Source organism: Acidimicrobiales bacterium (genome assembly GCA_035316325.1).
GTDB lineage: Bacteria > Actinomycetota > Acidimicrobiia > Acidimicrobiales > VFJN01 > DASXTK01.
Genome location: DATHJB010000175.1, coordinates 1 through 13568, shown reverse-complemented (window position 1 = coordinate 13568; position 13568 = coordinate 1). Strand labels below are relative to the sequence as shown.

Below are 13568 nucleotides of genomic sequence, written 5' to 3'. Positions count from 1 at the left end.
GGGGGCCCGCGCCGGTCGGCACGCCGGAGCCGGCACGCTCAGTCCCTCGGCACCCACGCGGGCAGGTCCATGCCGGGGAAGTACTTGTCCCAGGAGTTCGCCACCGTCGAACGCCGCGGCAGCCCGACCCGGGCGCCGATCTCCGAGTTGGCCTCGTTGGCGCACACGAAGGCGAGATCGGCGCACTCGTCGAGCGGAGCCCCGCTGAGCAGGCCCAGGTGGATGCCCGCTGCGATCGCTTCGCTCTGACCGGTGATCTCGGCCACCAGAGGCTCTGCGGAGGCCCGGGCGTGCGCCGACACGAGGTCCTCCACCGAGCTACGGCCCACTGCGATCGTGATCATCTCGTAGCCCTCGGACGCTCCCTCACCGGCCCGTTGCCGGTGACCTTCTCTCTTCACCACTACCACCAATGGCCGGCTTACCCGCATTGCCCGCCAGCGGAACAGCGACTCGAGCGTGGCCCGGAAGACGTACGGACCTGTGCCCGTGTCGGCCGACGAGTTGTCGACGAGCTGGCGCAGCCGGGGCTCGTACACGTTGAGCACGTCGCAGCGGAGGATGAAGGCAGCGAGCCGGTCGAGGCCGAGGTGCGCGTAGAACTGCCCGGGCTCGAACGCCACGACGGTCTCCTCGGGGAGCTGTCCCACCAGGTCCTCCTGGAGCTGGCGCTCGGCATCACCCGTGAACGAGGAGAGGTTCAACAGGCGGCTCTGCCCGGCCATCTCGCCGAGACGGCCACGGGCGTCGTTGTCGTCGCGCAGCGTCTGGGCGAGCCGCTCGTTGACGCCCGGGACGACCATGTCCTGTCGCCGGCCGTAGGGATCGCTGAAGATCAGCGTGTGCCCGGTGTAGTGGTCGACCGAGCTGGGGACGACGAGGAGGTTCGAGCAGTCGACGTCCTCCTGGTCGAGGCTCTGGCGCAGGAGGGCTCCGTAGCGGTCGTCGGCGATCATCCCGGTGACGGCGACGCGGTGGCCGAGCCGCCCCAGGGCGAACGCCGTGTTGGCGCCGGCGCCTCCTGCTGCCTCGACCGGCACGCGGCTCACCCGACTCTCGTGGTCGACGGCGACGATGTCGACGGCGTAGATGCGGTCGAGGTTGTGGGCGCTGATGGCCAGCTCGGCGAACTCGAGCCGGGTCGACGCGGCGACGCGGTCCCACAGCTCGGCGAGCGCCGCGCCCTGCGCCGCGGGACCGGGCAGCAACACGACACCGTGTGCAGGCGTGTCGCGGTCGGCCGGTCGGGGCAGTTGGCGGACCGCCAGCTCCAGATCCTGGAGGATCTCGTCGGTGCCGTAGCGGTCGACGTACTCGTCGAGGATGTCACCAGCCCAGTCGCGCTCCCCCGCCCGCACCAGCAGGCGCACCAGCACCTCGCCGAAGCGCCGGTTGCGACGCCGGTGCCGCTCGAACAGGGCGAACAGCCGCGGCTGGTGGCCCACGGCAACCGCCGGATCCTCCTGCCAGAGCTGGTGCAGCCCGTAGCCCTCGTCGATCAACGCCTCGACGTCGGCTTCGGGCACCCGGTCCGGACGGACGCAACGGTCGATGAAGCCCTTGGCCCGGTAGTCGAAGTCCACGACGTCGACGTCGGACGGGGCCACGTCGAGGAGGTACTGGCGCGACGGGATGGGCAGGCCCGCCAGCCGCAGCCGCGAGATCGGCGTCTGGATCTGGGCCGTGGTGACGTCGGACGGGTCGTAGTCGAACAGCGAGGTCTTGAGCGTCTCCAGCGCCAGGGGGCGCCGGGGGTTCAGCGCCAGGACGACCAGCGGCCCGACCATCGCCGGCGCGGTGGGCGTATCGATCGTGTGCCCGGGGAAGTCGAGCTCGAGACTCCCCCGGAGGAACCGGACGCAGTACCGGCCGACCGAGCCGTCGGTGTGGCGGTCGAGGGCATGGCTTGTCGACATCGCTCCGCTCGCCTCCGCCATCGAGTTGGCTACCAAGTCGCGAAGTCTTGGCACCGCCCTGGCAACGACTCCCAAGATTACCCGGCGTCACCGCCTAGCTCCCCGGCGCGTTGGGGACGTCGCGGCCGGGGAGCGGGCTGGGCTGGGGGTTCGAGCGGCGGTGGGGATGGCGGGTGGGCTGGTTGTGCGGGTCCTCCGGGTCAGGCGGTCTCGAAGACGACGTCGTCGGGGTCGTCGTCGGGGAGGTCGCCGCCGCCGCCTCGGGCGACGATGGCCGTGGCGACGGCGACGAACACGAGGGAGCCGACCAGGCTCAGCGCCGGGCTGACGGCGCAGGCGTTGCTCGAGAGGGCGTGCACGCCCTGCGTCACGATCAGCCCGGCGCCGAGCAGGGGGAAGCCACGCCGGGACCGGACGCCGACGAGCGTGGCGACCAGGAGGGCGCCGGCCAGGATCATCGCGACGGTGAGGTCGTCCTCGGCGCCGACGACATCCCGGGCGGCGGGGCTCACGAGCAGGAGGCCCAGCTCGAGGACGGCGGCGGCCACCAGCAGGTGTCGGGCCATCTCCCGGGCGTTGACGGAGCCGAGCAGCCGCACGAAGGCCGACGCCGACATCACGCCGCCGTACACCAGCACCACGCCGGTGCCGGCGCCGCCGAGCACGTCGCCGCAGCCGGTGGCCTCGGTGGCGGCGAAGACGCTCGCCACGAGGCCGGCGGCTCCGGCCCCCAGCTCGACGAGCCCGGGAACCAGGCGGTGGATGCCGGCGAGCAGGATCGCGACCAGGGTCAGAGCGGCGACTCGTGCGTCAGGGCTCACGTGCAGGACACCCCGGGTGGCGGCGTAGCCGAGGGGCACGAGGGCTGGGCACGACCAACCGCTGCGGCGCGCAGCAGGCTGCGGCCGCCAGGTGGGATGCGTGTAGGTCCTCATGCCTAAGAGGATCTGCTGTGCGCTTGGCAGGCAGATGGCGCCGACCTGGCGATCTCCTGTCCACGAACAAGCGCCCGTGGTCACGCTGGGCGGGCGGGCAACGACGGCCCGGGGTGGGTCACGCCGAGCGGGCGGCCCGGGACGGGACGGGGTGAGGTCAGGCGACGGGGCGGGCGCGGCCGGAGCCGGTGAGGAGGTCGGACCAGGGGTCGCCGGTGACGGGAGGCGGGCTCCAACCGGGGGCCGACCAGTGGGGCCAGCCGCCGGTGTGGTCACGGAGGCGGGCGCAGACGTCGGCCGGAGGCTCGAACGGCACTCCGAGGCCGGCGCAGACGTCGTGGGCGTGGAGGACCGCCTCGAGAGCACCGCGGGCGGCGAAGTCGGGCGGCGTGCCGGTCCCGGTCACCCGCCCGTCCCAGATCACCGCTCGCACCGCGGGGTCGGCCACCGCCACCACGCCCGACAGCACCCGCCCCACCGCGCCCAGCGCCTCCACCAGGTTGGACGGCGTCGCCGCGGCGCCCATCGTCAGCTCGCCCCAGCCCCAGTCGGGGTAGGCGTCCTGTCGCCCGGAGGCCAGGAACAGCGCCACCGCCAGGACCGCATCGACCGTGTGGTCGGCCGTGCGGGTGCAGGACCACTCCAGCGTGCCGGCGGGCACCGACCAGTCGCGGTCGGCGCCCGAGCGCCAGGCGTCGACGGCGACCGCCATCACCTGGTCGAGGTCGTCGCGGGTGAAGGGGCCGCCGTGCGCGTCGGTCATTGGCTCAGCCTGCCCGCGACGGTGGTTAGCGTGACGCGCGAGTCTGGTGGCGAGGAAAGCAGATGAGCATGGGGACCACCATCGGAGTGCTCCACCCGGGTGCGATGGGCGCGGCCATAGCCGCGCAGGCACATCGCAAGGGGGCGCGCGTCCTGTGGTGCCCGATCGGTCGCAGCCAGGCCACCCTGCAGCGGGCCGACCGCGGCGGGCTCGAACAGGTCGCCGACCTGGGCGAGCTGCTCGACCGGGCCGAGGTGGTGTTCGCGATCTGCCCCCCGGGGGCCGCGGTCCAGGTGGCGACGCAGGTGGCCCAGCTGCGCTACCAGGGCCTCTACGTCGAGGCCAACGCCACCAGCCCGCAACGCTGCATCCGCATCGCCCAGCGGCTGATGCACGGCGGCACCGAGGTGCTCGACGCCGCCATCTTCGGCACGCCGCCCGAGTCGGACAGCCCGGCGAAGACGGCCCTGTACCTGGCCGGACGCAATGCCGACATCGAGACCGTGGTGTCGCTGTTCGACGGGACGGCGGTGGAGCCGGTGCGGCTCGACGGCGGGATCGGCAGCGCCAGCGCCCTCAAGATGGCGCACTCCAGCTACCAGAAGACCACCGCGGTGCTGGCCGCCGTGGCGCTGGCGTACGCGGCCCGCTACGGCGTCACCCGGCCGCTGATCGCCGAGGCCCGGCTGAGCCCCCGGTCGCCGCTGGCCGAGCCGGGGCAGCTGCCGGAGGTCGCCGCCCAGGCCTGGCGCTGGACGCCGGAGCTCCACGAGGTGGCCGACGCCCTCGAGGCCGAGGAGCTGCCCCGCGACCTGGCGCTGGCCGCCGCCGCCATCCTGTTCCGCTGGCACGACGACAAGGACGACGCCTCGCTCCCGCTGAAGACCGTCCTGTCCCGCCTCGCCGACCCGACCTGACCCGACCTGACCTGACCCGACCTGAGCGGGGAGTGGGCAGGGCTGCCGGAGGGCTACGGGGACAGCATCGGGCGGGGGTCGAAGAAGGCCCGGACCGACCGGATCAGCCCGTCGTGCACCTCGTACCAGCCGACCGTCGGCATCGCCCCGGCCGCCCCGGCGACCAGGTCGTACTGCACGCACACGTCGTCCCCCTCGGCGATCACCTCGTGGATGTCGACCCGGTCGACCATGGCGGCGAAGCCCTGCACGCCCTCGATGTAGGCGTCGGCTCCTGTGGTGACGCCGAGCGGTCCGGTGAACGTGATGTCGTCGTGCATCAGCGATCGGGCGGTGGCGAAGTCGCCGCTGGTCCAGGCCTCCAGGCAGGCGGTCGCGACCTTCTTGGCATCGGTGTCAGGCATCGCCCTCTGACTACCCCCGCTGTCGCCGGTGCAACAATCCGCGGCTCATCGATCCACCGATGAGTTGTCGCGGGCGCCGACGTTGCACACAGAGACACCCGATGAAAGGAACCTGATCATGGACCTGAAGCTCGAGCTCATCGTGCTGCCCGTGACCGACGTCGACCGCGCCAAGGCCTTCTACGAGACCGCCGGCTTCAAGGTGGACGTCGACCACCAGGCAGGCGAGGACTTCCGTGTGGTGCAGCTGACGCCACCGGGGTCGGAGTGCTCGATCAGCATCGGCAAGGGGCTGACCCCGTCGGCACCCGGGTCGGCGCAGGGTCTGCACCTGGTGGTCACCGACATCGAGAAGGCCCGCCAGGGGCTGGTCGACGAGGGCATCGAGGTGAGCGAGCCGTTCCACTTCGGGCCCGAGGGCCAGACGCCCGGGGTCGACCCCGAGCACCGCGACTACGGCACGTTCGCCGCCTTCAGCGACCCCGACGGCAACGGCTGGCTCCTCCAGGAGGTCCGCAGCCGAGCTCCCGGCCGCTGACATCCGGGGGCCGGTAGCGTGACCCGATGAGCGGACGAGGCGACCGGATCGTCGACACGGTGACCAGCTGGCCGGGCATCAGCACCAAGATCGGCCGCTTCGGTGAGACGGAGTTCTACCTGCGGGGACGGATGCTCGGCCATGTCCACGGCGACCACCAGGCCGACATCCCGTTCCCCCGCCCGCTCCGCGACGAGCTCGTCGCCGCCGGCCGCACCGGCCCCCACCACCTCCATCCCGACTCGGGCTGGACCACCCTCTACCTGACCTCCGACACCGACGCCGACACCTGCATCGCCCTCGTCCGCCTGAACTACGACCGCGTCGCCGCCCACCGGCCACCTAAAATGGTGAGGTGACCTTCGAGCGGATCTCCGTCGATCACCGGATCATGGGTGGGGTGCCCTGCATCCGCGGCACCCGCATCCCGGTGGCCACGGTCGTGGGGATGGTCGCCGAAGGCATGGGGACCGACGAGATCCTCGCCGAGTTCCCCCAGCTCACCCTCGAAGACATCCGAGACGCGCTCCGCTACGCCGCCGCCGTGGTCGACGAGCGCGAGATCCCCCTGCGTCCCGCCGGTTGAAGCTCCTCATCGACGAGTCCCTGTCGGCGAGGGTCGCTCGCCTGCTCGAAGACGCAGGTCACGACGCGATCCACGTCGGCGACCTCAAGCTCCTGGGCGCTGCCGACAGCGACATCATGGCGGTGGCACGGGAGGCGGACCGGTGCGTCGTGTCGGTCGACACCGACTTCGGCGAGCTCCTCGCAATAGGGCGACTTCCGGCACCGAGCGTCATCCTGCTCCGGCGGGCGCCTCATCGACCCGACGAGCAGGCGGCCCTGCTCGTCGCGGCGCTCGACCAGCTCGAGGCCGACATCGCCGCCGGTGCCATCGTCGTCCTCACCCAGGAGCGGGCGCGGGTGCGCCGGCTGCCGATCTGACGGCGACGAACAGGAGCGAGTGGATGGGGCTGTATCCCGGGGTGGCGTACGAGTACGCGCGGGTTGTGCGGGAGGGGGCCCTGGTGTTCACGGCGGGGGCCAGTCCGTTGGACGAGGAAGGCGTGGTCGTCTCGCCTGGAGATCACACCGGGCAGGCGAGGCGGGTGGTGGAGAACCTGCTGGCGGTGCTGGAGGAGCACGGGGCCGGCGTCGGGGACATCGTGCGGACGACCGTGTACGTGGTCGGGGGACGGGACGACCTCGTCGCCGTGTGGGACGTCGTGGCGGCGGGGCTCGCACCGGCGCGGCCGCCGTCGACGCTGCTGGGCGTGAGCGTCCTCGGGTATCCGGACCAGCTCGTGGAGGTCGACGCCGTCGCGGCGTTGCCGTGATCCCCGCAGAACGATGAGTTTCGGGGCTCGGGCCGGTCTTCCTCGGCAATGGCAGCGATCCGTGTGCACCGGCCTCACGACGCGCCCGGGACGGTGGTGGTCGCCGTCATCGGGCGGGCCACGGCGGACGACGTCAGCGGCTGCTGCTCCGAGCTGCGCCTCCTGCTGGAAGGCGGCGACTCCTGCCTGGTCGTGTGCGACGTCAGCGCCCTCGCCGCCGCCGACGCCATGACCGTCGACGTGATCGCCCGCGTCGCACTCACCGCCCGCCGCCTCGGTCGGCCCGTGCAGCTGCGCCACGCCTCCCACGACCTGCGCCGCCTGCTCACCTTCATGGGCCTGGCCCACGTCGTCGGCCTGGACGGCCACGGCCGCGACCAAGACGGCCACGGCCGCGACCCGGAGGAGTGATCAGTCGAGATGCAACGGCAGATCGAAGAGCGGGAACATGCGGGCGGTGTCGAGGAAGGAGTTGATGGCGGCGATGCGCCCGTCGACCACGTCGAGCACCTGCAGCGCCCAGGCGTCGTGGCCCGATCCCGACTCGGCCGGCCGGTACTGGCCGAACGCCGGGCAGCCGTTGGCCGCCGTCGACACCAGCCGGGAACCCCGGCACTCGCTGCCCGGGCCCAGCATCCACCCGGCGATCTCGTCGGACCCCTGCAGCCACAGGGCGAAGGGCGGCATCGACTGCACCGCGTCGTCGTGGAGCAGCGTCACCAGCGACTCGATGTCGTAGCGCTCGAAGGCCTCGACGTAGCGGGCCAGCAGCTCCTCGTGGGCGTCGTCCATCGCCTCCGACGCCAGCTCCGGCTCCGACGCCGACCCCAGGTCGCGGGACGCCAGCGTCGCCCGGGCCCGCTGCAGGGCGCTGTTGACCGAGGGCACCGACGTGCCCAGCAGGTCGGCCACCTCGTCGGCCTTCCAGCGCAGGACCTCGCGCAGGATCAGCACCGCCCGCTGCCGGGGTGGCAGGTGCTGCAGGGCGGCGACGAACGCCAGCCGGATGCTCTCCCGCGACAGGGCCAGGTCGGCCGGGTCGGCGCCCACGGGGGTGACGGCGCCGTCGGGGATCGGCTCGACCCACGACTCCTCGGGCAGCGTCCGCAGGTCGTGGTCGTCGACCGTCGACCTCGGCCCCATGTCGACGGGACGGGCCCGCCGGTTGCGGCCGTTGAGCATGTCGAGGCACACGTTGGTGGCGATCCGGTAGAGCCAGGACCGCAGCGCCGAGCGGCCCTCGAAGCGGTCGTAGCCCTTCCACGCCCGCACGAACGTCTCCTGCACGGCGTCCTCGGCCTCGAACGACGAGCCGAGCATCCGGTAGCAGTAGCCCCGGATCTCGGAGCGGTGCTCGGCCAGCCGGGGCTCCAGGTCCGTGAAGTCCTTGGTAGCTGCCATAGGCGAACAGCCTCCCACACCGTGCAAGCCTTGACAACAAATGTTGTCAGCAGGCATGGTGTAGCCGTGCTCGACGTCGAGGTGATCGAAGACCCAGCGGCTGCGGCCGTCGCGCTCGACCCCGTCCGCGCCCGGCTGCTCGCCGAGCTGACCGAGCCGAGCTCCGCCGCGTCGCTCGCCAGCCGCGTCGGCATCGCCCGCCAGAAGGTCAACTACCACCTCCGCTCGCTCGAGGCCCACGGCCTGGTCCGCCTCACCGAGGAGCGCAAGCGTGGCGGCATCACCGAACGCCTGCTGCAAGCCACCGCCGCCGGCTACATCGTCTCCCCCGCCGCCCTCGGCGACACCGGCGCCGACCCCGCCCGCAACGCCGACCACCTCTCCGCCGGCTACCTCGTGGCCGTCGCCGGTCGCATCGTGCGCGAGGTCGGCAGCCTCGCCCGCCGGGCCACTGCCGCCGGCAAGCGCCTGCCAACCCTGGCCATCGACACCGAGATCCGCTTCCGCAACGCTGCCGACCGGGCCGCCTTCGCCGACGAGCTGACCGCCTCGGTGGTCGACCTCGTCGCCCGCTACCACCACGACGACGGGCGGCCGCACCGCCTGGTCGTCGCCTCTCATCCCCGGCCCGAGGCGACCCCTCCCCGAGCCATCGCCGCCCAACCCCGATCCGAGGAGTCCCCTCCGTCATGACCACCCCCGCCGTCCCCCTCCGGCTCGAGCTCACCTTCGAGCTGCCCGGCACCGCTGAACAGGTGTGGGACGCCATCGCCACGGCCACGGGCATCAGCTCGTGGTTCATCCCCACCGACGTGGAGGAGCACGACGGCGGGTCGATCCTCTTCCACATGGGCGAGGACGACTCGCCCGGGACCATCACCGGCTGGGAGCCGCCGGCCCGCCTCGCCTACGAGGAGCCCGACTGGGCCCTGCTCGCCAGCCACGACCCGTCGACGGTCACGCCGCTCGCCACGGAGTTCCTGGTGGAAGCCCGCTCCGGTGGCACCTGCGTCGTGCGGATGGTGAGCAGCGCCTTCGGCTCGGGGGCCGACTGGGAGCAGGAGTTCTTCGACCAGATGGAGGAGGGCTGGACGCCGTTCCTCGACCACCTGCGCCTCTACCTCACCCTCTTCCCCGGCCAGACGGCCACCACCCTCAGGGCCGAGATCGACGTCAAGGGCGACGCCCTGGCCGTCACCGCCGCCATCCGCGACGCGCTCGGCGTCGAGCGCCCGGCCCAGGAGGTCGAGGTCCGTGGGCTCGCCGGGCGGGTCGAGACGCTGGGCGAGCGCCAGGTGCTGCTGCGCCTCGACGACCGTGTGCCCGGCTACCTGACCCTCGGTGCCTACGACAAGGGCGACGGCGTGTCCATCGCCTTGGTGTCGGGCTACCTGTTCTCCGACGAGGCGCCCGCCTACGTCGCCCGCGAGCAAGACGCCTGGGTCACCTGGCTGCAGGGCCTGGAGGTGGCCCCGACATGAGCTCCACGACATCCACTTCGACCGCCGCCATCGAGACCGAGGGGCTCGTCAAGACGTTCGGCGACACCCGGGCGGTCGACGGGATCGACCTCCAGGTCGCCGCCGGCACCGTCTACGGCGTGCTCGGCCCCAACGGCGCCGGCAAGACCACCATCATCCGCATGCTCGCCACCCTGCTCCGGCCCACCGCCGGCCGGGCCCGGGTGCTGGGCCACGACGTGGTCACCGAGGCCGACGCGGTGCGCGGCCGCGTCAGCCTCACCGGCCAGTTCGCCTCGGTCGACGACGAGCTGACCGGCCGCGAGAACCTGGTGCTGCTCGCCCGGCTGCTCGGCTTCACCAAGGCGCACGCCGCCGAGCGGGCCGACGAGCTGCTCGACGCCTTCGGGCTCACCGACGCCGCCGACCGCGACGTGAAGAACTACTCCGGCGGCATGCGCCGGCGACTCGACATCGCGGCCAGCATCGTCGTCACGCCCGACCTGCTGTTCCTCGACGAGCCGACCACCGGCCTCGACCCCCGCAGCCGCAACCAGGTGTGGGAGATCATCCGGGTCCTGGTGGCCGCCGGCACGACCGTGCTGCTGACCACCCAGTACCTCGACGAGGCCGACCAGCTCGCCGACCGCATCGCCATCGTCGACCACGGCAAGCTCATCGCCGAGGGCACCAGCGGCGAGCTGAAGGCGTCGCTGGGTGCCGGGGCGCTGCACGTGCGCCTGCACGACGCCGAGCAGCGGCCCGCCGCCGAGCGCCTCCTGGCCGGCGTGCTGGCCGTGCCGATCGAGCTGGCGTCCGACCCGGTGGCGCTGCTGGCCCGCGGCGCCGAGACCGAGCGGATCGCCGCCGGCCTGGCCGAGCTGACCAGGGCAGGCATCACCGTCAACGAGTTCTCCCTCGGCCAGCCCAGCCTGGACGAGGTGTTCCTGGCCCTCACCGGCCATCCCGCCGAGGCCGAGTCCGAGTCCGAGGCCGACACGAAGAACGAAGAGGAGAAGGTGGCGTGAGCACCACGTCCGTCCCCACCACCACGACCAACGGCGCCGAGCCGGCGATCAGCGAGACGACGCTACGGGCGGCCCTGTCGACCCGCGCCCGGCCGCCCCGCCCCTCGGCCCTCTCCGCGTCCGTCACCTTCGGCTGGCGGGCGCTGCTCAAGATCAAGCACGTCCCCATGCAGCTGTTCGACGTGACGATGTTCCCGATCATGTTCACGCTGATGTTCACGTACCTCTTCGGCGGCGCGCTGGCCGGGTCGCCGCGGGAGTACCTGCAGGACCTGCTGCCCGGCATCCTCGTGATGACCGTCACGATGATCACCGTGTACACCGGCATGGCGATCAACACCGACATCACGAAGGGCGTGTTCGACCGGTTCCGCTCGCTGCCGATCTGGCGGCCCGCGGTGCTGGTGGGGATGCTGCTGGCCGACGCGGCCCGCTACGCGATGGCGTCGCTGGTGGTGATCGTGCTCGGCGTGGCGTTGGGCTTCCGCCCCGACGGCGGGCCGCTGGGCGTGCTGCTTGCGGTGGGGCTGATCCTGGTGTTCTCGTTCAGCCTGTCGTGGGTCTGGACGTCGATGGGGATGAAGCTGCAGACCCCGGAGAACGTGATGCAGACCAGCATGATGGTGCTGTTCCCGCTGACCTTCGCGAGCAACGTCTTCGTCGACCCCGCCACCATGCCGGGCTGGCTGCAGGCGTTCGTGAAGGCCAACCCGATCACCCACCTCACCAGCGCCTCCCGCGACCTGATGCACGCGAACGTCGACGGCATGGAGATCGTGTGGGTGCTCGCCTGGAGCGCCGCGCTGGTGCTGATCTTCGCCCCGCTGACGATGCGGATCTACCAGGCCGAGCAGTAGCTCCTCAGCCCTGGGCCCTCACCCCCACAGCGCCTCGTCGAGGTGGCGGGTGAGGGGCCAGGCGCCGTCGGAGGTGTTGGCGACGACCGTGTGGGTCGTGCCGTCGGCCGGGTCGTGCACCGTGCGGAACGACACGCCGGCGTCGTAGCCCTCGAGCATCACCCGGTCGGCCTGGGGGTGCAACCAGAAGCCCAGGCCGTAGCGCATCTTCGCCTCGGGGACGTCGCTGCGGGGGCGCACCATCTCGGCGGCGGTCGCCGGGGCCACCACGCCCCCGGTGGACAAGGCCCGCCACAGGGCGGCGACGTCGGCGGCAGTGGAGTGGATGCCGCCGTCGCCGCTCCCCCGCACCGGCAGGTGGAGGACGTTCGTGCGCAGGCCGTCGGGGGTGAGGTAGCCGAGGGCGATGCACCGGTCGGGCTCGTCGGAGCGCAGGAACGCCGTGTCGCCGAGGCCGGCGGGCTCGCACACCCGTCGCCGCACCAGGTCGTGGAAGCCGACGCCGGTGGCCCGCTCGGCGAGCAGCGCCAGCACGACGTAGCCCCCGTTGCAGTAGGCGAAGCGCTCGCCGGGCGTCGTGACCTGGGGGTGGCCGTCGAGCACGGGCAGGTACTGCTCGGTGTCGGCCAGCTCGTGGACGGGGACGGGCAGCACGTGGTCGGCGATGTCGCCGCCGTCGCCCTCGGGGAGGTAGTCGCCGATCCCGGACCGGTGGGCCAGCAGGTGCTCCACGGTGACGGCGTCGTCGATCAGCGGCAGGTCCGGGCCGAGCAGGGAGCGGGCGGTGGTGTCGAGCCCGAGGTGACTGTCCTCGACGAGGCTCATCACGGTGAGCGCGGTGAGGCCCTTGCCGCCGCTGGCGATGCCGAACCGCGTGTCGACGGTGTTGGCGATGCCGTGGCCGCGGTGGGCCCACCCGAGGGCGGCGGCCAGCGGCGGCCGCCCGGGGAGGTCGACCCGCACGACGCCCGAGAAGCCGGTCTCCCGGGCGACGCGGTCGATCGACGCCGCCAGGCCGGGGTCGCTCACGGGACGAGGACGACCTTGCCGGACACCCGGCGTTCGGCAAGGTCGGTGAGGGCCTGGGCGGCCTGGTCGAGGGGGTACGCCGTGGGCTCGACCGGGTGGAGGCGGCCGGCGGCGACCACCGCGAGCAGGTCGGCCAGCAGCTCGTCGTGGGCCTCGGGCTGCTGCATCGTCCAGGCGCCCCAGTCGACGCCGACGACCGTACGGTTGTTGAGCAGCACCTGGTTGGCGGGCAGCCGGGGGATCTCACCGCTGGCGAACCCGATCACCAGGTAGCGACCGCCCACCCGCAGCGCCCGCAACGCCGACTCGGCCAGCGGCCCGCCGACGGGGTCGACCACCAGATCGATGCCACCGCCCGACAGCTCACGGGCCCGGACCTTCACGTCCTCGCTGCGGGTGTCGATGCCGGCCTCGGCGCCCGCCGCGAGCGCCCGGTCGAGCTTGTCGGCCGACGACGCCGCCGCGATCGCCCGCAGGCCCAGGGCCCGGGCCACGTCGATCGCCGCCAGCCCGATGCCGCCCCCGGCGCCCAGCACCAGGACCGTCTCACCGGGCTCGACGACCGTACGCCGGGTGAAGGCGAAGAGCATCGTGGCGTAGGACTGCACCAGCGTCGCCGCCTGCCCGAACGACAGGCCGTCGGGCAGCGACACCAACGACGCCACGCCCGCCACCACCTGCTCGGCGTAGCCGCCCAGGCCCAGCTGCACCATCACCCGGTCGCCCACGGCCACCCCGGCGGCGTCGGCGTCGGTGCCCTCCCCCAGCGCCGCGACCACCCCCGCCACCTCGCTGCCCGGCGTGAACGGCGTCGGCGGCTTGATCTGGTACAGCCCCTGCACGAACAGCCCGTCGACGAAGTTCACACCCGCCGCCGCCACGTCGACCAGCACCTGCCCGGCCCGCGGCACCGGCGGGTCCTCGTCGACCACCTTCAGCCCGCCCAGGTCCCCCACGGCCTCGCACACGACGCGTCGCATGAC

18 protein-coding genes are annotated in these 13568 nt (G+C 72.6%); 11 read left to right on the top strand and 7 right to left on the bottom strand.

Annotated elements, in window-relative coordinates; translation table 11 throughout:
• Positions 1-38: 38 nt before the first annotated feature.
• The 3 genes from VK611_23675 to VK611_23665 form a co-directional block, all read right to left on the bottom strand.
• Positions 39-1916, bottom strand: a complete 1878-nt coding sequence (locus VK611_23675) for a PfkB family carbohydrate kinase (GenBank protein ID HMG44353.1) — start codon at positions 1914-1916, stop codon at positions 39-41.
• 200 nt (positions 1917-2116) lie between these two features.
• A complete protein-coding gene (locus tag VK611_23670; protein HMG44352.1) occupies positions 2117-2851 on the bottom strand; it encodes a hypothetical protein in 735 nt (244 codons plus the stop codon).
• 157 nt (positions 2852-3008) lie between these two features.
• Positions 3009-3614, bottom strand: coding sequence for a hypothetical protein (locus VK611_23665; GenBank protein ID HMG44351.1), 606 nt, complete (start codon positions 3612-3614; stop codon positions 3009-3011).
• Between the two features lie 68 nt (positions 3615-3682).
• Here VK611_23665 and VK611_23660 point away from each other — a divergent pair, with 68 nt between their 5' ends.
• Entirely contained in the window at positions 3683-4531 is an 849-nt protein-coding gene (locus VK611_23660) for a DUF1932 domain-containing protein (GenBank protein HMG44350.1), read from the top strand.
• A 53-nt stretch (positions 4532-4584) separates the two neighbouring features.
• On the opposite strand, the gene VK611_23655 is transcribed toward VK611_23660, so the two are convergent.
• Positions 4585-4935, bottom strand: coding sequence for a nuclear transport factor 2 family protein (locus VK611_23655; GenBank protein HMG44349.1), 351 nt, complete (start codon positions 4933-4935; stop codon positions 4585-4587).
• A gap of 118 nt (positions 4936-5053) precedes the next feature.
• Here VK611_23655 and VK611_23650 point away from each other — a divergent pair, with 118 nt between their 5' ends.
• Genes VK611_23650 through VK611_23625 form a run of 6 tightly spaced genes read left to right on the top strand, consistent with a single transcriptional unit; the run spans position 5054 to position 7221 of the window.
• Positions 5054-5473, top strand: a complete 420-nt coding sequence (locus VK611_23650; GenBank protein ID HMG44348.1) for a VOC family protein — start codon at positions 5054-5056, stop codon at positions 5471-5473.
• A 26-nt stretch (positions 5474-5499) separates the two neighbouring features.
• Positions 5500-5832 carry a luciferase family protein gene (locus VK611_23645; GenBank protein ID HMG44347.1) on the top strand — a complete coding sequence of 111 codons (333 nt, stop codon included), beginning with the start codon at positions 5500-5502 and terminating at the stop codon, positions 5830-5832.
• Positions 5829-6059, top strand: coding sequence for a DUF433 domain-containing protein (locus VK611_23640; GenBank protein ID HMG44346.1), 231 nt, complete (start codon positions 5829-5831; stop codon positions 6057-6059). The genes VK611_23645 and VK611_23640 overlap by 4 nt, the downstream gene beginning before the upstream one ends.
• The gene (locus VK611_23635) at positions 6056-6418 is read left to right on the top strand and encodes a DUF5615 family PIN-like protein (GenBank protein HMG44345.1); all 363 of its coding nucleotides are present in this window, start codon (positions 6056-6058) and stop codon (positions 6416-6418) included. The genes VK611_23640 and VK611_23635 overlap by 4 nt, the downstream gene beginning before the upstream one ends.
• A gap of 23 nt (positions 6419-6441) precedes the next feature.
• Positions 6442-6810, top strand: coding sequence for a RidA family protein (locus VK611_23630; protein HMG44344.1), 369 nt, complete (start codon positions 6442-6444; stop codon positions 6808-6810).
• A 48-nt stretch (positions 6811-6858) separates the two neighbouring features.
• Positions 6859-7221, top strand: coding sequence for an STAS domain-containing protein (locus VK611_23625; protein HMG44343.1), 363 nt, complete (start codon positions 6859-6861; stop codon positions 7219-7221).
• On the opposite strand, the gene VK611_23620 is transcribed toward VK611_23625, so the two are convergent.
• Positions 7222-8211 (bottom strand): sigma-70 family RNA polymerase sigma factor, encoded by a 990-nt coding sequence (locus VK611_23620; protein ID HMG44342.1) that lies wholly within the window; start codon positions 8209-8211, stop codon positions 7222-7224.
• Positions 8212-8277: 66 nt separating this feature from the next.
• Between VK611_23620 and VK611_23615 the strand changes: the two genes are divergently transcribed.
• From VK611_23615 to VK611_23600, 4 genes are read left to right on the top strand one after another with little or no spacing between them, the layout of a single operon-like run.
• On the top strand, positions 8278-8904 hold the full coding sequence (locus VK611_23615) for a helix-turn-helix domain-containing protein (protein HMG44341.1): 627 nt from the start codon (positions 8278-8280) through the stop codon (positions 8902-8904).
• Complete coding sequence (locus VK611_23610; GenBank protein ID HMG44340.1) at positions 8901-9692, top strand: SRPBCC domain-containing protein; 792 nt, start codon at positions 8901-8903, stop codon at positions 9690-9692. The genes VK611_23615 and VK611_23610 overlap by 4 nt, the downstream gene beginning before the upstream one ends.
• On the top strand, positions 9689-10699 hold the full coding sequence (locus VK611_23605; GenBank protein ID HMG44339.1) for an ATP-binding cassette domain-containing protein: 1011 nt from the start codon (positions 9689-9691) through the stop codon (positions 10697-10699). The genes VK611_23610 and VK611_23605 overlap by 4 nt, the downstream gene beginning before the upstream one ends.
• Positions 10696-11556, top strand: coding sequence for an ABC transporter permease (locus VK611_23600; GenBank protein ID HMG44338.1), 861 nt, complete (start codon positions 10696-10698; stop codon positions 11554-11556). Before VK611_23605 ends, VK611_23600 begins: the two co-directional genes overlap by 4 nt.
• A gap of 18 nt (positions 11557-11574) precedes the next feature.
• Here the strand turns inward: VK611_23600 and VK611_23595 are convergent, their stop codons facing one another.
• Both VK611_23595 and VK611_23590 read right to left on the bottom strand, forming a co-directional pair.
• The gene (locus VK611_23595; GenBank protein ID HMG44337.1) at positions 11575-12585 is read right to left on the bottom strand and encodes a serine hydrolase domain-containing protein; all 1011 of its coding nucleotides are present in this window, start codon (positions 12583-12585) and stop codon (positions 11575-11577) included.
• The coding region (locus tag VK611_23590; protein ID HMG44336.1) for an NADPH:quinone oxidoreductase family protein at positions 12582-13568 on the bottom strand (987 nt) is incomplete at its 5' end. The genes VK611_23595 and VK611_23590, both read right to left, overlap by 4 nt.

Bases quoted from the DNA above. Each gene is read 5' to 3' on its own strand.
- VK611_23675 (HMG44353.1), bottom strand. From the start codon at position 1,916: ATGTCGACAAGCCATGCCCTCGACCGCCACACCGACGGCTCGGTCGGC.
- VK611_23670 (HMG44352.1), bottom strand. From the start codon at position 2,851: ATGAGGACCTACACGCATCCCACCTGGCGGCCGCAGCCTGCTGCGCGC.
- VK611_23665 (HMG44351.1), bottom strand. From the start codon at position 3,614: ATGACCGACGCGCACGGCGGCCCCTTCACCCGCGACGACCTCGACCAG.
- VK611_23660 (HMG44350.1), top strand. From the start codon at position 3,683: ATGGGGACCACCATCGGAGTGCTCCACCCGGGTGCGATGGGCGCGGCC.
- VK611_23655 (HMG44349.1), bottom strand. From the start codon at position 4,935: ATGCCTGACACCGATGCCAAGAAGGTCGCGACCGCCTGCCTGGAGGCC.
- VK611_23650 (HMG44348.1), top strand. From the start codon at position 5,054: ATGGACCTGAAGCTCGAGCTCATCGTGCTGCCCGTGACCGACGTCGAC.
- VK611_23645 (HMG44347.1), top strand. From the start codon at position 5,500: ATGAGCGGACGAGGCGACCGGATCGTCGACACGGTGACCAGCTGGCCG.
- VK611_23630 (HMG44344.1), top strand. From the start codon at position 6,442: ATGGGGCTGTATCCCGGGGTGGCGTACGAGTACGCGCGGGTTGTGCGG.
- VK611_23625 (HMG44343.1), top strand. From the start codon at position 6,859: ATGGCAGCGATCCGTGTGCACCGGCCTCACGACGCGCCCGGGACGGTG.
- VK611_23620 (HMG44342.1), bottom strand. From the start codon at position 8,211: ATGGCAGCTACCAAGGACTTCACGGACCTGGAGCCCCGGCTGGCCGAG.
- VK611_23610 (HMG44340.1), top strand. From the start codon at position 8,901: ATGACCACCCCCGCCGTCCCCCTCCGGCTCGAGCTCACCTTCGAGCTG.
- VK611_23605 (HMG44339.1), top strand. From the start codon at position 9,689: ATGAGCTCCACGACATCCACTTCGACCGCCGCCATCGAGACCGAGGGG.